The organism is Luteibacter sp. UNC138MFCol5.1 (assembly GCF_900110505.1).
GTDB lineage: Bacteria > Pseudomonadota > Gammaproteobacteria > Xanthomonadales > Rhodanobacteraceae > Luteibacter.
Window position 1 is genome coordinate 894,640 of record NZ_FODZ01000001.1, and the last position, 18,646, is coordinate 913,285.

The window sequence follows — 18,646 nt, forward strand, 5'->3', positions numbered from 1 at the left end:
GCTTGCCGGGGCCCGGTATGGGACCAGCGACTGGGACATCGACGCTTCTTCCACGAATCATAGACATCGGCGCCGGATAGCGGCAATCGATTGATCCTATGAAGTCCAGAGGCTCGATCTATCGTCCCGGTATTCGCATGCAAGCGTCGCGGTCGCTTGACCCTTCCGGCTCCGTGCCAGCTAAATAGCCGATGGCACCTCCGTCCTCCCCCAAGAACGAACGCATGAGCACGACGACCGCAGACACCGATATCGCCAACCGCCGCACGCTCGGCCGGAGCGACGCGAAGACCCTGATCCTTTCCGCCCTCGGTGGTGCCCTCGAGTTCTACGATTTCGTCATCTTCGCGTACTTCGCCAAGACCCTCGGGCATCTGTTCTTCCCGCCGGGTACCTCGGACTGGGTCGCGCAGTTGCAGGCCTTCAGCATCTTCGCGGTGGGTTACCTCGCTCGCCCGCTCGGCGGGCTGGTGATGGCGCACTTCGGCGACCGCGTCGGGCGCAAGCGCATGTTCACGCTCAGCGTGTTCCTCATGGCTGTGCCCACGCTGATCATCGGCGTGCTTCCGACCTACGCGACGATCGGCGTCCTCGCGCCGATCCTGCTCACGCTGATGCGCGTGGTGCAGGGCATCGCGATCGGCGGCGAAGTGCCGGGCGCGTGGGTGTTCGTCGCCGAGCACGTGCCGCCGCGCCGCGTCGGACTCGCCTGCGCGAGCCTCAGCTCGGGCCTCACCGTCGGCATCCTGATCGGCTCGCTGGTGGCCGCCGGCATGAACGCGCGCATGTCGCCCGAGGCGATGCTCGACCACGGCTGGCGCATCGCGTTCCTCCTGGGCGGGATCTTCGGGTTCCTCGCGGTGTACCTGCGCCGCTGGCTGAGCGAGACGCCGGTGTTCGCGCAGATGCGCGAACGCAAGGAACTGTCGACCGAGCTCCCGGCGTGGGTCGTCGTGCGCGATCACCTGCCCGGTGTCGCGCTGTCGATGGTGGTCACATGGGTGCTCACGGCGGCGATCGTCGTGGTCATCCTGATGACGCCGACGCTGATGCAGACGGCGTTCCGGATCGACGCGTCGCGCGCGTTCACCGCCGGCAGCCTCGCCGCGCTCACGCTCTGCATCGGTTGCGTGCTCGGTGGGCTGCTGGTGGACTGGCAGGGCAAGGCGCGCGCCATGCTCGTCGCGTCCATCGGCCTGGCGTTGGCGACCTATGCCCTCTACGCCGACCTGAGCACGGGCGGCGGCCATCTCTACGTGCTGTATCCCATCGCGGGTCTGTTCGCCGGTGTCGCGGGCATCGTTCCGGCCGTGATGATCGCCGCGTTCCCGCCCGCCATCCGCTTCTCGGGCATCTCGCTGTCGTACAACGTCGCCTATGCGATCTGCGGCGCGGCCACGCCGGTGCTCGTGGGTTATCTCGCGAAGTCGGCGGGTGGCCTGGGTCCCGCGCACTACGTCGGCCTCGTCGCTTTGGTCGGCGTGGGCAGCGCGCTATACATGATGGCCAGGGAGCGCCGCGCGGGCCGATCCGCCGCGACGCGTTGACGGATATTTCATCGGCGTGACGACGCCGGGGCGGCATCGGCCGTCGCGGCAGTTGCACGCGCCCGGTACCTTCGGCATCCTTTTCCCATCGTGGCGAGCCGCCGCGAACTACGGGTCGTTCCCCGCGTCCCATCGTCGTCCCCCCACACCGTCGCTCCAGACCCATGACTGATGTCATCACCCTCGGCTGGCGCGAACGGCTCGCACTTCCGTCGCTCGGCGTCTCCGTCCTCAAGGCGAAGCTCGACACGGGCGCGCGCTCGTCGGCGCTTCATGTCGAATGGCTGGAAGTGGACGAGCGCGCGTCGGGCACCTGGCTGCGTTTCCAGGTGCGCACGACGCGCCGCGGTGGCCTTTCCGCGCCGTGCGAGGCGAGGGCGACCGGCCGCAGGACGGTGACGGACTCCGGTGGGCACAAGTCGGTGCGCTGGTTCATCGAGGCCGAGGTCGAACTCGCCGGCCGCCGTTTCCTCGCGGAAGTGAACCTGACCGATCGGCGGCACATGTTGTTTCCCCTCCTGCTTGGCCGGACGGCGCTCGACGGGCGCTTCCTGGTCGACCCTTCGCTTTCCTACTCGCAGACGCCGCGCCGGGCCGTCCGGGACCCTTCATGAAGATCGCCATCCTGTCGCGCAACGCGCGGCTCTATTCCACCCAGCGCCTCGTCGAGGCCGCGCGCCGGCGCAAGCACACCGTCCGGGTGATCGACCCGCTGCGTTGCTACATGAGCATCGCGCCGGCGTCGTTCGCCATCCACTTCAAGGGCAAGCCGCTGGGCCCCGTCGACTGCGTGATTCCGCGCATCGGCGCGTCGAGCACGTTCTACGGCACGGCCGTGCTGCGCCAGCTGGAACTGATGGGCGTCTTCACGCCGAATCCGTCCGACGCCGTGCTGCGCGCGCGGGACAAGCTGCGCTGCCTGCAGATCCTGGCGGTGCAGGGGATCGACATGCCCGTGACCGCGTTCGGCGACAACCCCGACGACACCTCCGACCTGCTCGCGATGCTCGGCGAGCCGCCGCACGTCATCAAGCTCAACGAGGGCACGCAGGGCACCGGCGTCGTGCTCGCCGAGAAGCGCTCGGCGTCCAAGAGCGTCATCGAGGCCTTCCGCGGCCTCTACGCGAACTTCCTCGTCCAGGAGTTCATCAAGGAAGCCAACGGCCAGGACCTGCGCTGCTTCGTCGTCGGCGACCAGGTGGTCGCGTCGATGCAGCGCTCCTCGGCCCCGGGCGAGTTTCGCGCCAACATCCATCGTGGCGGCACCGCGGCCGCGGTCGAGCTCACCGACGAGGAGCGCAGCGTCGCCATCCGGGCCGCCTCGGCGCTCGGGCTGGAGGTCGCCGGCGTGGACCTGCTCAGGTCGTCGCGCGGGCCCTTGCTGCTGGAAGTGAACGCCTCCCCGGGCCTCGAAGGCATCGAGGGCAGCACCGGCGTGGACGTGGCCGGCGCCATCGTCGCCCATTGCGAGGCGCGCCTGGCCGACCGGCCGGTCGTGCCGAAGCCCCGCCGTGCCCGGGCCGTGAAGGGGTTAACGGCGATTTAAAGGGCGGTCCCCTATAAAGGTGCCACTGTGATTCCGCGACGCGGGGTGACGGTATCGGGGCAGTAGTTCTTTCGGCCCGGGCGGGGTTCCTCGCCCGGGCCTCTCTTTTAGGCGCCGCCCCGCCCGGTGCTGTCCGCTTCACGCATTCCCCGTTAAGCTTGCAGTCGCAATACTCATAAGACTCAAAGCGACCGCACAATCGGAGTGCCCCGCATGCGCGTTCTGGTCATCGAAGACAACACCGACATCGCGACCAACATCGGGGATTACCTCGAGGATCGCGGCCACGTCGTCGATTTCGCCGGCGATGGCGTCACCGGGCTGCACCTGGCCGTCGTCCATGACTTCGACGTGATCGTCCTGGACCTCACCCTGCCGGGCATGGATGGCCTCGACGTCGCGAAGAAGCTCCGCCACGAGGCCCACAAGCAGACCCCCGTGCTGATGCTCACGGCCCGCGACTCCCTGGAGCACAAGCTCACGGGTTTCGAGTCCGGCGCCGACGATTACATGACCAAGCCGTTCGCCCTGCAGGAACTGGCCGCGCGCCTGGAAGTGCTGGCGCGTCGCGGCAAGGGCCCGCAGAGCCGTGTGCTGAAGGTCGGCGGACTCACCTATAACCTCGACACCCTCACCGTCACCCGCGAGGGCAAGTCGATCCAGCTGAACCCCATCGGCCTGAAGCTCCTGCAGGCGCTGATGGAGGCCAGCCCGTCGGTCGTCACGCGCCAGGACCTCGAGCAACGGGTCTGGGGAGAGGAGCTTCCGGATTCCGACTCGCTGCGCGTCCATATCCACGGCCTGCGCGCGGCCATCGACAAACCCTTCGAGAAACCGCTGATCCACACGCGTCACGGTATCGGATATCGCATGGTCGATCCGGATGCGGTCCAGACGTAAGCTCCGTTTCCGCCTGATCGTCACGTTCACGCTGTTCGGCTTCGGGCTGAGCGCGCTCTTCGCGTACGCGGCGCTCAACATCCGCGAGCGCGTCGAGGAACAGCTGATCAACTCCGCGCTGCAGGACGAGGTCGATTCGCTCAACGCGAAGGTGCGCGCGAACCCGAACGAGCGGCCGCCTTTCGAGATCGTCAAGGGCGCGACGTTCAGCGATCGCACGATCTACAAGGCGCCGCTCAACTGGCAGTCGCTGGAGACGGGCGTGCACGACCTGCACGAGACCGGTAGCGACGGCAAGAGCCATCACTACAAGGTGGCGGTGCGGCGCGAGGGCGGCATCATCAGCTTCCTGCAGTTCGACGTGTCGCGCGACGAACTCGGCAAGCGCCAGCTCCTCACCAGCGTCATCGCGGCGGTGTTCCTCTTCGGCCTGCTCTCGCTGGTGATCGGTGTCTGGCTGTCGTCGCGCGTGCTGCGTCCCGTCACCGATCTGGCGAAGCGCCTGCGCGATTTCCGCCGCGTCGGCAAGGCCGAGGCGCTCGCGCCGCATTTCGCCGACGACGAGGTCGGCGAGCTGGCGGTGGCGCTCGACGAGTACGCGATGCGCCTGACGTCGGTGGTCGAACGCGACCGCGAATTCAATTCCGACGTGAGCCACGAGCTGCGCACGCCGCTCGCGGTCATCGCGAGCACGACCGAGCTCCTGCAGGGTTCGCCCGACCTCACGGACAAGCTGCGCGAGCGCCTGAAGCGCATCGAGCGCGCGTCGCGGCAGGCGACCGAGCTGATCGAGGCGCTGCTGCTGCTTTCGCGCGCCGAGCGCCGCGGCCCGACGCGCGGTGAGACCACGGACGTGGCGAAGGTGGCCACGGACGTGATCGAGAGCCAGCGGCCGCAGATGGGCGGCAAGCCGATCGAGATCGAACTCATCGCCGATGGCTCGGTCACGGTCAACGCGCCCGCGTCGGTGCTCTCCGTGGCGCTGACGAACCTGATCGGCAACGCGATCAAGTACACGATGGAAGGCATGGTGACCGTGCGCGTCATGGACGGCCGCATCGACGTCATCGACACCGGACCGGGCATCAAGCCGGAGGACGCCGAGAAGCTGTTCCAGCGCGGCATCCGCGGCGAAAGCGCCACGGGCGGCGGTGCCGGCCTCGGCCTCGCGATCGTCCGTCGTCTGTGCGAGCTGTACGGCTGGGACGTCTCCCTGCGCCCCCGCCCCGAGATGGCCGGTGCCATCTCGACGATCGATTTCCGCTAATCTGCAATTAATTGTCTGTATTGATTGACTTTTCTTCATTGCCTGCATCCTTCCATCGGGCGCTGGCAGTGGGTGAGGGCTTGTCTGACAGCATGGGGCTTGGGCTGGTAGTACCATTTCGCCCTGAGCGCTCTCTGCGCTCAAGTCATCTGTGTATTTGTTCCTGCATCAAGGAGTGCCGTCATGGCGGCGATCAAGAAGGACACCAAACGCAGCGGTTACTTCGCGGCCACAAAGAACTCGTATGCGAGATTCGACGGGTCTGGCATGTCCGTAGATGTGGAGAGCTTTCTGCGCACGGAAGACGGCCGACGCCGGTTCAGAGAATTAACGAAGTCGGCATTTGGCTCGAAGGCCAAGACTCCTGTGTCTAAGGCAAAGAAGTAGTGCGGCGAGGCAAGGACGCGTGCCATTCAACCAGCTGATCCTTCCGCTCCTCGGCGGATACATATTTGTAAATCATACCTATCTGACGTGTTACTGGGCTTCGCGCCATCCGAAAGAACACATGGTGTTCTTGTCCGCTGTAGCGGGTGCGGTACTGCTTGTCATAGCAAGGACAATCGCCTTCCTGCTCGCCCTCACCAAGTTTGGCCAGGCATGCTGGGCTAAACTCCATAGCGTCGTGCCCTTTCCTGGTATCGGTACTGCGGTACTGGCGTTCATCCTTGGCTTCGTCCTTCGGCATTGGTTTAACAAGGCGTGGACGAAGTCGCGAGCACCGCTCTGGCTGTACGCGGCTGGCCAATTCAACAAGCTCGAGGAGGTTCTCTTTAGGAGCGCCTATCCGGTCAAGCCGAGCCACGCGGTAAGGCGCCATCCTTGGCGACATCTCGCGCTAGGTCTTATTGGATGGCATAGAATTCAGGGGCTACTGTCACGGTTTCCATTCGTACGAGTGCCATCTGCTTACTTGGTCGAAAGTGAGCATGTCTCGCCTCAGCCCGTGATGATCTGCATGAAGAATCGTAAGGTCTACGTGGGTTTTATTGAGTTCGCGCTTCCTATGCGCGCTGAAGTCAAGACGTTTATTACGCTGCTTCCAGCTTGGAGTGGCTATCGGGACAAGGACACTTTGGCGGTGATCCCGACTACCGATTACGAAGAAACCTATGACTACATTGTCAACGCGGCGGCGGGCGGAGACGCGCTCGATCTCGGCAAGTTCCTGAAGGCACTATGTATCGACGACGTTGAGACAGTGAATCTATACGACGATGACGCATTCGTTGCGTTCAGTCCGCCGGATGATAACGAACCCGGTGGTGTGCAGAATAATGCCCACGAGACTCCTGACTGGAGCGTCATGTAGGTCAGTGAACGGGACGGATGTATAGATCCCTGAATAGAGCACCGGGCGCTCGGCGTCGCCCTCCTCCCCGCCGCCTGAGGTGGCCGCGATCGATTTTGGCCAGCGACGGCGAACCGTCATACCGGCTGTCATCAGGATTTCATTTGGACGTCCGACCATGCACCGCTTCACGGCGCGTGTCGGGCAGGCTCAGGGGAGCGACGCCGCAGCGCGCCAGCGTGAGAAGGGACGTCGCTCTTGTTCAAGCCCACCATCCTGGCCGCCGCTCTCGGCATGGCCTTCGCTTCCGGCGCGTTCGCGACGGACACCGATACCACCGCCGACGCCTCGATGGCCAAGCGGGACAAGGCGCAGGAGCTCGACGCGGTCTCCGTGATCGGCACCGGCGAAACCCGCCAGGTGCAGCGCCTGCGTCCCGCGGAGCAGAAGGTGCTGCCGCCCGGCACGAGCCTGCAGAAGGTGCTCAACACGCTGCCGGGCGTGAACGCGCAGTCGGTCGATGCCCTGGGCACGAACGAGCAGTCGTTGACCCTGAGCCTGCGCGGCTTCAGTGGCACGCGTCTCGGCTACACGCTCGACGGCATGCCGCTCGGCGACAGCGCGTACAACAACTACAACGGCCTCTCGATCAGCCGCGCGCTCATCTCCGAGAACTTTGGCGGCGCGGAGCTCTCGGAAGGCATCGGCAACCTCGGCACGCCGTCCACCAGCAACCTCGGCGGCACCATCGCGTACACGTCGAACGATCCGTCGAAGACGATGGGCGGCCGTGTCGCGCAGACGTTCGGCAGCGACCATAACCGCCGTACGTACGCGCGCTTCGACAGCGGCGAATACAACGGCTTCTCGCTGTACCTGTCCGGCGCGCGCACCGAGTCGGATCTGTTCAATCACCAGAGCGCCTACAACCAGTCCACCACGAAGCAGTTCAACGGCAAGGCCGTCTGGGACTTCGACTGGGCGCGCCTGACCGGCTTCGCGGACACCTCGCGCACCACGCAGGCGGACTACTTCTATCTGTCGAAGAGCGAGCTCGCGCGCGGCCTCGGCTGGGACTGGGGCGGCTACGCGCCCAACTGGCAGCGGGCGGTTGGCAAGGCATACTGCAACAGCGGCACGTTCAATGCGCGCCTGTGCGATCGCAGCGGTCCGGACACCGATGCGGACGGCGCGTTCACCGCGGGCCAGATCCTCCGCGACGACGATCTCTACTACCTCGCCGGCGATTTCTTTCCCAGCGACGCGGTCACCATCCACGCCCAGGTCTACCACCACGAGGACGCGGGCGAGGGCCATAACTGGAACAGCGGCACGTATTCGTACCCGGGCACCGCGCGCCAGCTGCCCATCATCTTCCGCAACACGCTGTACACGATCAACCGCTCGGGTGCGATCCTGTCGGCCGCGTGGGACTTCGCCAACCAGCACATCGAAGGCGGCGTCTGGTACGAGCACAACGTCTCCAGCGCGTCGCGCTACAGCAGCTACGTGACCGGTCCGCGCGACCTCAGCGGCCGTATCGACGAGACGCCGAACATCGGCGTGTTCGACCAGCGCACCGTATGGAACACCCGCCAGGCGTTCCTGCAGGACACGATCCGCTTCCTCGACGACGCGCTCACCGTCGACGTCGGCGTGAAGAGTCCCCACGTCACGTCTCAGGCGACCGCGCTGCCCGGCGTGGCACTGACCCCGATCAGCCCCACGTCGAACAACCAGTTCGCCAGCGGCAAGCTCAGCGCGAGCAAGGCGCTTCTTCCGCAGTTCGGCGCGCGCTACAAGCTCGCCGAAGGCCAGGAAGTGTTCGCGAGCTTCGCCAAGAACATCGCCATGTTCCAGGGTGGCTTCAAGCTCGGTCCGCAGGCCGTGAGCCAGGCGATCTGGAACGCGCAGGGCGACCTGAAGCCCGAGAAGTCGCGCAGCCTCGAAGCGGGCTATCGCATCGAGAGCGGCCCGGTGGCGGCGTCGCTCGCGGCGTACAAGGTGCGTTTCGACAACCGCCTCCTCCAGTACAACCCGTGCGACTCCCGCCAGCCGGTCGGTCCGCGTTGCGGCAACCGCTTCTACAACGTCGGCGGCGTGGACAGCCACGGCGTGGAGCTGACGTTCGTCTGGACGCCGACGGATCACCTGCGCTGGTACAACTCCGCCTCGCTCAACCGCTCGACCTATGCGAGCGACTACACGCAGGCCGGCGTCGTCCAGCCTACGAAGGGCAAGATCCAGACGGACACGCCGAAGAAGCTCTTCGCGACGCAGATCGACTGGACCCAGGGCGCGTGGTTCGCGTCGCTGCGCGGCAAGTACACCGGCGAGCGTTTCTACACGTACACCAACGACCGGGGTTTCGGTGGTTTCACCGTGTGGGATCTCTCGGGTGGCTACGACTTCGGCGCGATCTCGTTCGCGAAGAGCGTCCGCCTTTCGCTCAACGTCACCAACCTCGGCGACAAGCGCTACGCGAGCAATCTCGACTCCAGCGTGTTCGCGCCAACGGACCCGACCGGTACGATCTACGTGTTCCATGCGTCGGCACCGCGCCAGTACTTCGCCACGCTGGACGTGCGCTTCTGATGCGGCGCGTCCTTGCCGGGCTCGCCGCCATCGTCGTGATCGGCAGCGCCTCTGCGCAGGCCATCGAGGTCCGCCGGCCGGATATCGCCTCGACGCCGCTGCCGCGGTCCGTCGAGGCGGGCGGCACGGTCTACGTGGATCGCGGTCTCGTCGCCTCGGGCTCGCTGCCGGCCGGCACGGTGGATTTCCTCGGCGACACGCTGGGCTCGTTCTCGTCGCTGAGCATCGAGCCGGGCACGTGGAAGCGTGAGGGCGACACCTATACCGGCGTGCTCTGGACGCTTCCCGATCGCGGCCGCAACGATCCCGAGCACGACGTCTTCTTCGATTACCGCGGACGCATGCATCGTTTCCGCGTACGCCTGTCGCTCGCGGGCGACGGCAAGGGGCGTTTCGACCTCGTGCCGGATGGTGGCAGGGTGTTGCGCGATTTCAACGGGAATCCGTTCACCGGTGCCGAGCCGCGAGGCGGTACCCTCCGCGAACATGGCGTCCTTCTTCCCGCGCCGGCCAGTGGCACCGGCGCCGGCAAGGTGTCGCTCGACGCGGAATCGCTGCAGTTCACGCGCGACGGCGGCTTCTATGTCGGCGACGAGTACGCCGCCAACGTGTACCGCTTCGATGCCGACGGCCGGCTCGACGGCGTGATCGTTCCGCCTCGCGCCGTCCAGCCGCTCGATGCGAGCGGGAAGCCCGACTTCACGTCGTTGCGTCCGCCCGCCTCGGGTCGTCGCAACAACCAGGGCGTCGAAGGCATGGCGATGTCGCCCGACGGCACGCGTCTGTTCGTCGTGCTGCAGAGCGCGCTCGTGCAGGACAGCGCTCCGGGCGATGCATCGGGGCGCGCGCTGACGCGCGTGCTCGTCTACGACACGAGCCGGAACGCCGTGCCGTCGCGGCCGGTGGCGCACTATGTCGTCCGCCTCCCGGTGTACGACGACAAGGGCGCCGGCGGCACGCCGAACCGGACCGCCGCGCAAAGCGAGATCCGGGTGCTCGACGACCATCGCTTCCTGATGCTGGCTCGCGACGGGGCGGGGTGGGGTGCCGACGGCGATCGTCCGATCGTGTTCAAGAGCGTGCTGCTTGTCGATACCTCGGGCGCGACGAACCTCGCCGGCACCGCGTACGAGACGGCGACGACGTCGGTGCGCGTCGCCGGTGGCGAGCTGCGTCCGGACATCCGTCCCGCCAGCTCCACGCCGCTGGTCGATCTGCTCGATCCCACGGACCTCGCGCGCTTCGGGCTCGCGATCGACGCCGCGTCACCGGGCAAGGCGCTTCTGTCCGAGAAGTGGGAAGCGATGGACCTCGTGTCCACGCTCGATCCCGCGCGTCCGGACGACGGGTTCCTCATCGTCGGCAACGACAACGACTTCGTCGCGAAGCACTGCGTCATGGATGGCCAGCGCTGCGACTCGGCCATCGACAACGACAACCGCATCCTCGTGTACCGGCTCACCTTGCCGGGCATGCGTTCCACCGCCGCCTCCCACCACCACTGAAGGGTCATGCGCATGATGAAACGTACGGTTCTCTCCCTGCTGTCCGCCACCCTGCTTCTCGGCGCGGCCACCAGCCACGCGAACACTCCGGCCTATGTCGACAGCAAGGAGTACAAGGTGCTCCTCGACGCGTCGCGTTTCGCGTCCAATCCGTCGACCGCCGCGGCGCAGCTGCTCAAGGACGTGTCGACGCGCCTGACGGCGCTGAAGTTCGACAAGACGATCTCGGGCAATTTCAGCGCGGGCGATCGCGACACGCTGGCTTACTACGACACCGCGCACAGCTGCTCGCTCTACGGCCGCGGTTACACGGTGCGTACCCGTGCGGGCGATCATTCGGACATCCAGTTCAAGTTCCGTCATCCCGACGAGGAGCTCTCGTACTGGACCGACGTGTCGGGTGCCGGCAAGAACAAGTCCACCAAGCTCGAGACCGACGTGACGCCGGGCAGCCTCGTGCTCGCGCACTCGACCAAGCAGGATGCGACCACGACGCCGACGACGGTGTCGGCGCTGATCAAGCAGTTTCCCGGCGCGTCGGCCCTATCGGACATCTCGACCGCCACGCTCTCGCCGGTGGCCGGCGTGACCGTCACGCAGCAGGAATACGACGGTCCCGAGGCGGATATCGGTCAGTCGGTCGCCGAGTTCACCCTGACGTTGTGGTACATCAACAACGCGTCGACGCCGTCGGTGGCGGAGCTGTCGTTCCGCGTCGACGCCGACGCCGACGACTACTTCACGACGCCGGTGCTCACGCGCTCGCAGACGCTGAACACCGCGATCGGCTCGATCGGCAACGGCTGGAACATCGCCAACGACGGCGGCAAGACGAGCTGGCTGTACGCCTATCGCTCGTCGTCGTACCCGAACGGGTTCTGCAACTAAGGTCGTTGGAGCGGACCTGGCCGCGACGGCTTTTCGCGAAGAGCGACAGTTCCTGCCCCTCTTTCGCAACGGCGTCGCGGCCAGGGCCGCTCCCACGTGCTGCCTGCGGTTACAGCGGTTCGAGCCAGCCCCAGCGGTCGGCGGTCTTGCCGTTGAACAGGCCGAAGAACAGTTCCTGCAGGCGGCGGGTGATCGGACCGGCCTGGCCGCTGCCGATCTTCTTGCCGTCCACCGAACGGATCGGCGTGACTTCCGCCGCCGTGCCGCACATCAGGATCTCGTCGGCGAGGTAGAGGTATTCGCGCGGGAGGTCGCGTTCGATCACGTCGATGCCTTCCTCGCGGGCGAGCGTCATCAGCGTGTGGCGCGTGATGCCCGTGAGGATCGAGGCGCTGGCCGGCGTCGTGTGCAGCGCGCCGTCGAACACGAGGAACAGGTTCTCGCCCGCGCCTTCGCTGAGGAGGCCCGTGTTCGCGAGCGCGATGCCTTCGCCGAAGCCGAGGCGGCGCGCTTCGCGCGCGATCAGCTGGCCGGAGAGGTAATTGCCGCCGGCCTTCGCGCCCGCCGGGATCGTGTTCGGAGCGAAGCGCTGCCAGCTCGACACGCAGGCGTCGATGCCGTTCTGCAGCGCCTCGGGTCCGAGGTACGGGCCCATGGGCCAGGTGGCTACGGCGACGTCGGTGGGACAGTCGGCCGAGAGGCCGAACCCGCCGAGACCGCGGAACGCGACCGGGCGCAGGTAGGCGGCCTTGAGCTCGTTCCTGCGGATCACCTCGCGGCAGGCTTCCGCCAGTTCGTCCATCGAGTAGGGGATCTCGATGTCGTAGATCTTCGCCGAGAGATACAGGCGCTTGAGGTGGTCGGTCAGGCGGAAGATGGCCGCGCCGTCCGGCGTTTCATAGCTGCGGATGCCTTCGAACACCGACGAGCCGTAATGCAGCGCGTGCGCCATCACGTGGACGGTGGCATCGCGCCAGGGCTTGATCTGCCCGTTCTGCCAGATCCATTCGGGGTAGTTCTGCGACATGGGTACGCTCCGTAGGGGACCGCCCATGATACCGGGTACGCCCGCGAGCCACATGGCGCGTCGCGTCAGTGCGGCGGCGCATGGCTGCGACGAGCGCTCAGCCCGGAGGGCGCAGCCAGAGGCAGCCGGCATCGCGGACCACCGCGAAATGCGCGCGGCGGGTGGGGCCTTGCGCGCCGGGAGGGGCCGTCACGGCGTCGATGCCGGAGTCCTCGCCGCCTTCCAGGGCCACGAGCGATTGCCTCACCAGCGACTCCATGGCGCGCAGGTTCTCGACGGTGCCCGCGCTGCCGTAGCCGTCCCAGAGCACCAGGCCGCCGATGCGGTTGGCGCTGCGGGCGGCGAACGCCTGGGCCATGCCCTCGCGCAGCTCGCCGATGTCCTTGGCGCAGAGGAGGCCCGCGGTCGGGACGCCCGGCGTGCTCGCGGCGGACGAGGGCGTGGGCAGGAGGGACGCCGCGCCCACCGCGCTGCACGGCTGGTCGCTGAACACCGGCCGCCCGTCCTGGCCGACGCATCGATGGATCGCCGTTTGCGCGGCGGCGGGCAGGGCGAGGCAGAGCAGGAGCAGCAGGGCGATGGCGCGGATCACGGGGGCGGCGCGGTGGCGAACGGTGCGCCATCATCCCGTTCCGCGCATGCGCGGAGGGTGACGGCGCGCACGTTCTCAACGCGCGGCGAGGCGCTCCAGGACCGACGTCGTCGCCCGCGCGCGGTTGATCGTGTAGAAGTGCAGGCCGGGCGCCCCGCCGTCGAGCAGCCGCTGGCACAGTTCGGCCACGACATCGGCCCCCAGTTCGCGCACCGCCCCCGCGTCGTCGCCGTGGGCCTGCATGCGCTTGACGATCCAGCGCGGGATCTCGGCGCCGCACTGATCGGAGAAGCGGCGCAGCTGGCTGAAGTTCGCGATGGGCATGATGCCCGGCACGATGGGGATGTTCACGCCGAGCTTCGTCACGTCGTCGACGAAGCGGAAATAGGCATCCGCGTTGAAGAAATACTGCGTGATCGCGCCATCGGCGCCGGCATCCACCTTGGCCTTGAAGTGGCGCAGGTCGGCGAGGGCGTTCTCGGCCTGCGGGTGCATTTCCGGGTAGGCCGCGACCTCGATGTGGAAATGATCGCCGCTGTGCTGGCGGATGAAGGCGACGAGTTCCGCGGCGTAGCGGAAATCGCCGGGGGTGGCCATGCCGGAGGGCAGGTCGCCGCGCAGCGCGACGATGCGCCGGCAGCCAGACGCCTTGTACGTATCGAGCAGGGCGCCGATCTCCGCGCGGGTGCCGCCCATGCACGAGAGATGCGGCGCGACGGAAAGCGCGTGTTCCGAGCGCAGCCGGCGCACCGTTTCGTCCGTGTAGCTGAGCGTCGAGCCACCGGCGCCGAAGGTCACCGAGACATAGTCGGGAGCATGGCCCTTGAGGCGCCCCACGGCGCTGTCGAGCTGCTGGCGCTGCTCGTCGGTCTTGGGCGGGAAGAACTCGAAGCTGATGGCGGGCATGGCGCGACCTCGGAGGGATGGTCGAAGTATATATCTTTCCATCCAGATGGAAAGATGGCTAACCGTCTCCGTAGGAGCGCGCCCTGCGCGCGACAGCGTTTCGCGAAGCGCATCAGGCCCTGTGGCTCCTGGCCTCAAAAACATGCGGCAAAAAAAAGGGCGCCCCGAGGGCGCCCTTGTCGATCCGGGGAAATCCCCTCGATCAGTAGCGGTAGTGGTCGGCCTTGTACGGGCCTTCCACCGGCACGCCGATGTAGTCGGCCTGGTCCTGCGTCAGCACCGTCAGCTTAACGCCGATCTGCTCGAGGTGCAGGCGGGCGACTTCCTCGTCGAGCTTCTTCGGGAGGCGGTAGACCGTCTTCTCGTAGGCGTCCTTGTTCTTCCACAGATCGATCTGCGCCAGCGTCTGGTTCGAGAAGCTGTTCGACATGACGAAGCTCGGGTGGCCGTGGGCGCAGCCGAGGTTCACCAGGCGGCCTTCCGCCAGCATGTAGATGCTGTTGCCCGTGGCGCCGAAGGTGTAGCGGTCGACCTGCGGCTTGATCGTCTCGCGGCTGACGTCCTTCGCGTTGTTCAGGCGGTCGATCTGGATCTCGTTGTCGAAGTGGCCGATGTTGCAGACCAGGGCGTTGTTCTTCATCTTCGCCATGTGTTCCAGCGTGATGATGTCCTTGTTGCCCGTGGTGGTGACATAGATGTCGCCGATGCCGAGGGTGTCTTCGACGGTGGTGACCTGGAAGCCTTCCATCGCGGCCTGCAGGGCGTTGATCGGATCGATCTCGGTCACGATCACGCGGGCGCCGAAGCCCTTGAGCGAATGCGCGCAGCCCTTGCCCACGTCGCCGTAGCCGCAGACGACGGCGGTCTTGCCGGCGATCATGAGATCGGTCGCGCGCTTGATGCCGTCGGCGAGCGACTCACGGCAACCGTAGAGGTTGTCGAACTTGCTCTTGGTGACCGAGTCGTTGACGTTGATCGCGGGCACGAGCAGCTTGCCGGCCTCGGCGAGCTGGTACAGGCGATGCACGCCGGTGGTGGTCTCTTCCGACACGCCCTTCCACTCGGCGGCGATCTTCTTGAACCAGCCCGGACGCGCGGCGGCGGTCTTCTTGACGAGGTCCTTGATGACCTGCTCTTCGTGATTGCCGCTCGGGGTGTTGACCCAGTCGCTGCCGTCCTCGAGTTCGACACCCTTGTGGATGAAGAGGGTGGCGTCGCCACCGTCGTCGACGATCAGCTGCGGGCCGAGCTCGCCCGGATGGGTGAGCATGTCGAGCGTGCACTCCCAGTACTCTTCGAGCGTCTCGCCCTTCCACGCGAAGACCGGCAGTTCGCCCGCGGCGAGCGCGGCGGCGACGTCGTCCTGCGTCGAGAAGATGTTGCAGGAAGCCCAGCGGACCGAGGCGCCCAGCTCGCGCAGCGTCTCGGCGAGCACGGCGGTTTCCTTGGTGACGTGCAGCGAGCCCGAGAGGCGGACGCCCTTGAGCGGCTTCTCGCCGGCGTAGCGGGCGCGGATCTGCATCAGGCCCGGCATTTCCTCTTCCGCCATGCGGATGCGGCGGCGGCCGAGGTCGGCCAGCGACATGTCGCGGACCTTGTAATCCTGGAAGGCGGTGTCTTTGGTGACGGCGTTCATCTGGCGTAGCTCCGGAGATTCACGGGGGCGCCGTTTGGTGGGACGCCGCGCCGAGCCTGGCCTATGGGTCGAACCCACGGTCGCAGCGCCCCTCGGCGGGCAAAACGGTCCGGCGATTGTATCGCGGAATCCGGATGCAGGGATGAACACATCTTTTTCGGTACTCTCGGGGTTTCGATGCCACGTGAGACACCGATGGAAGCCGCACGCGATCCCGAGTTCCTGCCCCACGACGGTCCCCTGCGCGAGGACGTACGCCGCCTCGGCGCCCTGGTCGGCCAGATGCTCGCGGAGCAGGGCGGCCAGTCGTTCTTCGAGCGGGTGGAGCACGTCCGGACCGCCGCCATCCACCGCCGGCGCAGCGGCGCCGCCGTGGATGCCCTGGCGGACTCGCTGACCGGGCTGGACGCCGCCGACGCCGAATCGCTGGCCCGCGCCTTCGCCACGTATTTCCAGGCGGTGAACACGGCCGAGCGCGTGCACCGCATCCGCCGCCGTCGCGACTACCAGCGCGAGGGCGGGGCACCCCAGCCCGAATCGCTCGCCGCCGTGCTCGCCCTGCTGAAGAAGGACGGCGTCACGAAGGAGGAGCTATCGCGCCTGCTCGACCGCCTGGACGTCGAACCCGTGTTCACCGCCCATCCGACCGAGGCGGTGCGCCGCTCGCTGCTGGAGAAGGAACAGGAGATCGTGCGCGCGCTGGTCGACGAGTTCGACCCGACGCGCACGCCGCAGGAGCTCCGCGACGACGACGCCCGCATCCTCATGGCGCTGTCCGCCGGATGGCAGACCGCCGAGGCGTCGCCGGTGCGGCCGAGCGTGCAGGACGAGTTCGACCACGTCGGTTTCTACATCTCCCGTCCGATCTACCGCGTGCTGCCCGCCCTCTACGAATCGATGCAGCAGGCGATCGCCGATACCTATGGCGAGGACGTCGTCGTTCCGCGACTCCTTCGCTTCGCCACCTGGGTGGGCGGCGACATGGACGGCAATCCGAACGTCAACGCGGAAACCATCTCGGCCACGCTCGCCGCGCAGCGCACGCTGGTGCTGGAGCGCTACGTCGAGGACGTCGTCGCGCTCGGTCGCCTGCTCAGCCAGACGCAGGACCGCGTGACGCTCGACGACCGGCTGCAGCGCCGCATCGAGGACTACCGCGAGCGCCTCCCCGAAGCGGCCGCGCGCATCCGGCCGCGCCATGGCGACATGCCGTACCGCGCGTTCCTCACGTTCGTCGCCGCGCGCCTCGCGGCCACGCTCGACGAAGGCGAGGAGGGCTACGCCACCGCCGCCGAATTCATCGACGACATCGCGCTGATCGAAAAGAGCCTGGTCAACCACAGCGGCCGGCACGCGGGTGCCTACGCCGTCGGTCGCCTGCTCTGGCGCGCCCGCACGTTCGGTTTCCACCTCGCGCGCCTCGACGTGCGCCAGGATGCCCGCGTGCACGACGAGGCGCTCGCGGCACTGCTCGACGACGCCGACTGGCAGAACCTCGACACGGCGGCGCGCGTGAAGGCGCTGCGGCCCTTCGCGGCGGGCGAGCGCAGCTTCGTGGCGGGCGAGGGACACGAGGCGGCGGGGATGCTCCGCGACGTGTTCGCCACGCTGGCCGACTCGCGCAAGCGCTACGGGCACGAGGCGACCGGCCTCTACATCATCAGCATGGCGGAGACCGCCGCCGACGTGCTCGCGGTGCTCGCGCTCGCGCGCCGCGGCGGCCTGCTCGAAGACGGCCGCGTGCCGCTCGACGTGGCCCCGCTGTTCGAGACGATCGACGACCTCAGCGGCGGCGCGCAGACCCTGCAGGCGTTGCTCGACGATCCCGTCTACCGCGCGCACCTGAAAGCGCGTGGCGATCGCCAGTGGGTGATGCTCGGCTACTCCGACAGCGGCAAGGACGGCGGTACCGTCGCCTCGAAGTGGAGCCTGCAGCGCGCGCAGGTGGAACTGCTCGAGGTGGCGGCGAAGGCGGGCATCCGCGTCGCGTTCTTCCACGGGCGCGGCGGCTCGGCGAGCCGCGGCGGCTCGCGCATCACGCCCGCGCTGATGGCCTCCCCGCGCGGCTCCGTCGCCGGCACGCTGCGCGTGACCGAGCAGGGCGAGGTGATCCATCGCAAGTACGGCATCCGCGCGCTCGCGGTGCGCAATCTCGAGCAGACGCTCGGCGCCGTGATGCGCGCCTCGCTGCGTCCGCGCGACGCGGAAGCGCGCGAGGCCGGCTGGAAGGACACGATGGCGCGCCTGTCGGACGAGAGCCGCAAGGCCTACCGTGCCTTCGTGGACACCGAGGGTTTCGTCGACTACTTCCGCGGCGCCACGCCGATCGACGTGATCGAGCGGATGACCCTCGGCTCGCGTCCCGCGCGCCGGCGCAGCATGAAGGGCGTCGAGGACCTGCGCGCCATCCCCTGGGTGTTCTCGTGGACGCAGTGCCGTGCGGTACTCACCGGATGGTACGGGCTGGGCTCGGCCCTGGACGCGGTCGCCAAGGACTGCGGCGAGGACACCCTGGTGAAGATGGCGCGGGACTGGCCGTTCTTCTCCACGATGCTCGACGACGTCGAGATGGTGCTCGCCAAGGCCGACATCGACATCGCCGAGGCGTTCTCGGTGCTGGCCGGGCCGCTCCACGAGCGCTTCTTCCCGATGGTCCGCGCGGAATTCGAGGGCACCGTGCGCTGGGTGCTGAAGCTGAAGGGGGCCGACGAACTGCTGGCCGGCGACCCCCGGCTGGCGACCTCCATCCGCCTGCGCAACCCGTACGTCGACCCGATGAGCCTGCTTCAGGTCGACCTGCTCCGGCGCTGGCGCGCCACGGGCGGCAAGGACGAGGCCCTGCTCAAGGCGTTGGTCGCCTGTGTGAACGGCGTCTCACAGGGGCTTCAGAATACGGGCTGAGGCCTAAAGACCGGCCCGGACCTGCCGTAATAGCCGGTTCGGGGC

At 67.3% G+C, this 18,646-nt stretch carries 15 protein-coding genes and 1 riboswitch; of the genes, 11 read left to right on the forward strand and 4 right to left on the reverse strand.

Annotated features, from left to right (window positions below; genetic code table 11):
• Positions 1-224: 224 nt before the first annotated feature.
• From BMY69_RS03965 to BMY69_RS04010, 10 genes are all read left to right on the forward strand, one after another.
• Positions 225-1,547 carry an MFS transporter gene (locus BMY69_RS03965; protein WP_090175412.1) on the forward strand — a complete coding sequence of 441 codons (1,323 nt, stop codon included), beginning with the start codon at positions 225-227 and terminating at the stop codon, positions 1,545-1,547.
• A 164-nt stretch (positions 1,548-1,711) separates the two neighbouring features.
• Entirely contained in the window at positions 1,712-2,161 is a 450-nt protein-coding gene (locus tag BMY69_RS03970; protein ID WP_090175422.1) for an ATP-dependent zinc protease family protein, read from the forward strand.
• Positions 2,158-3,093 carry a 30S ribosomal protein S6--L-glutamate ligase gene (gene rimK, locus BMY69_RS03975; RefSeq protein WP_090056416.1) on the forward strand — a complete coding sequence of 312 codons (936 nt, stop codon included), beginning with the start codon at positions 2,158-2,160 and terminating at the stop codon, positions 3,091-3,093. The genes BMY69_RS03970 and rimK overlap by 4 nt, the downstream gene beginning before the upstream one ends.
• A gap of 213 nt (positions 3,094-3,306) precedes the next feature.
• A complete protein-coding gene (locus BMY69_RS03980; protein WP_072322110.1) occupies positions 3,307-3,993 on the forward strand; it encodes a response regulator transcription factor in 687 nt (228 codons plus the stop codon).
• Positions 3,977-5,260 (forward strand): sensor histidine kinase, encoded by a 1,284-nt coding sequence (locus BMY69_RS03985; RefSeq protein ID WP_090175424.1) that lies wholly within the window; start codon positions 3,977-3,979, stop codon positions 5,258-5,260. The genes BMY69_RS03980 and BMY69_RS03985 overlap by 17 nt, the downstream gene beginning before the upstream one ends.
• 183 nt (positions 5,261-5,443) lie before the next feature.
• On the forward strand, positions 5,444-5,647 hold the full coding sequence (locus BMY69_RS03990) for a hypothetical protein (RefSeq protein WP_090175426.1): 204 nt from the start codon (positions 5,444-5,446) through the stop codon (positions 5,645-5,647).
• Positions 5,648-5,666: 19 nt separating this feature from the next.
• Positions 5,667-6,572: a hypothetical protein gene (locus BMY69_RS19230; RefSeq protein WP_143070378.1), complete on the forward strand. Its 906-nt coding sequence runs from the start codon at positions 5,667-5,669 to the stop codon at positions 6,570-6,572.
• Between the two features lie 273 nt (positions 6,573-6,845).
• On the forward strand, positions 6,846-9,146 hold the full coding sequence (locus BMY69_RS04000) for a TonB-dependent receptor (protein ID WP_090175613.1): 2,301 nt from the start codon (positions 6,846-6,848) through the stop codon (positions 9,144-9,146).
• Positions 9,146-10,651: an esterase-like activity of phytase family protein gene (locus BMY69_RS04005; RefSeq protein WP_090175434.1), complete on the forward strand. Its 1,506-nt coding sequence runs from the start codon at positions 9,146-9,148 to the stop codon at positions 10,649-10,651. The genes BMY69_RS04000 and BMY69_RS04005 overlap by 1 nt, the downstream gene beginning before the upstream one ends.
• Before the next feature lie 12 nt (positions 10,652-10,663).
• Positions 10,664-11,539, forward strand: a complete 876-nt coding sequence (locus BMY69_RS04010) for a hypothetical protein (RefSeq protein ID WP_139206104.1) — start codon at positions 10,664-10,666, stop codon at positions 11,537-11,539.
• Between the two features lie 109 nt (positions 11,540-11,648).
• Here BMY69_RS04010 and BMY69_RS04015 read toward each other — a convergent pair whose 3' ends face one another.
• From BMY69_RS04015 to ahcY, 4 genes are all read right to left on the reverse strand, one after another.
• Entirely contained in the window at positions 11,649-12,566 is a 918-nt protein-coding gene (locus BMY69_RS04015; RefSeq protein ID WP_090175436.1) for a branched-chain amino acid transaminase, read from the reverse strand.
• 97 nt (positions 12,567-12,663) lie between these two features.
• A complete protein-coding gene (locus BMY69_RS04020) occupies positions 12,664-13,158 on the reverse strand; it encodes a DUF4124 domain-containing protein (protein ID WP_090175438.1) in 495 nt (164 codons plus the stop codon).
• Between the two features lie 75 nt (positions 13,159-13,233).
• Complete coding sequence (gene metF, locus BMY69_RS04025) at positions 13,234-14,064, reverse strand: methylenetetrahydrofolate reductase [NAD(P)H] (protein WP_090175440.1); 831 nt, start codon at positions 14,062-14,064, stop codon at positions 13,234-13,236.
• 202 nt (positions 14,065-14,266) lie between these two features.
• Positions 14,267-15,700, reverse strand: coding sequence for an adenosylhomocysteinase (gene ahcY, locus BMY69_RS04030; RefSeq protein WP_090175442.1), 1,434 nt, complete (start codon positions 15,698-15,700; stop codon positions 14,267-14,269).
• A gap of 18 nt (positions 15,701-15,718) precedes the next feature.
• Positions 15,719-15,800: riboswitch (S-adenosyl-L-homocysteine riboswitch) on the reverse strand.
• A gap of 95 nt (positions 15,801-15,895) precedes the next feature.
• Here ahcY and ppc point away from each other — a divergent pair.
• A complete protein-coding gene (gene ppc / locus BMY69_RS04035; protein WP_090175444.1) occupies positions 15,896-18,601 on the forward strand; it encodes a phosphoenolpyruvate carboxylase in 2,706 nt (901 codons plus the stop codon).
• Positions 18,602-18,646: the final 45 nt, after the last annotated feature.

Bases quoted from the DNA above. Each gene is read 5' to 3' on its own strand.
- BMY69_RS03965 (WP_090175412.1), top strand. From the start codon at position 225: ATGAGCACGACGACCGCAGACACCGATATCGCCAACCGCCGCACGCTC.
- BMY69_RS03970 (WP_090175422.1), top strand. From the start codon at position 1,712: ATGACTGATGTCATCACCCTCGGCTGGCGCGAACGGCTCGCACTTCCG.
- rimK (WP_090056416.1), top strand. From the start codon at position 2,158: ATGAAGATCGCCATCCTGTCGCGCAACGCGCGGCTCTATTCCACCCAG.
- BMY69_RS03980 (WP_072322110.1), top strand. From the start codon at position 3,307: ATGCGCGTTCTGGTCATCGAAGACAACACCGACATCGCGACCAACATC.
- BMY69_RS03985 (WP_090175424.1), top strand. From the start codon at position 3,977: ATGCGGTCCAGACGTAAGCTCCGTTTCCGCCTGATCGTCACGTTCACG.
- BMY69_RS03990 (WP_090175426.1), top strand. From the start codon at position 5,444: ATGGCGGCGATCAAGAAGGACACCAAACGCAGCGGTTACTTCGCGGCC.
- BMY69_RS04000 (WP_090175613.1), top strand. From the start codon at position 6,846: ATGGCCTTCGCTTCCGGCGCGTTCGCGACGGACACCGATACCACCGCC.
- BMY69_RS04005 (WP_090175434.1), top strand. From the start codon at position 9,146: ATGCGGCGCGTCCTTGCCGGGCTCGCCGCCATCGTCGTGATCGGCAGC.
- BMY69_RS04010 (WP_139206104.1), top strand. From the start codon at position 10,664: ATGATGAAACGTACGGTTCTCTCCCTGCTGTCCGCCACCCTGCTTCTC.
- BMY69_RS04015 (WP_090175436.1), bottom strand. From the start codon at position 12,566: ATGTCGCAGAACTACCCCGAATGGATCTGGCAGAACGGGCAGATCAAG.
- metF (WP_090175440.1), bottom strand. From the start codon at position 14,064: ATGCCCGCCATCAGCTTCGAGTTCTTCCCGCCCAAGACCGACGAGCAG.
- ahcY (WP_090175442.1), bottom strand. From the start codon at position 15,700: ATGAACGCCGTCACCAAAGACACCGCCTTCCAGGATTACAAGGTCCGC.
- ppc (WP_090175444.1), top strand. From the start codon at position 15,896: ATGGAAGCCGCACGCGATCCCGAGTTCCTGCCCCACGACGGTCCCCTG.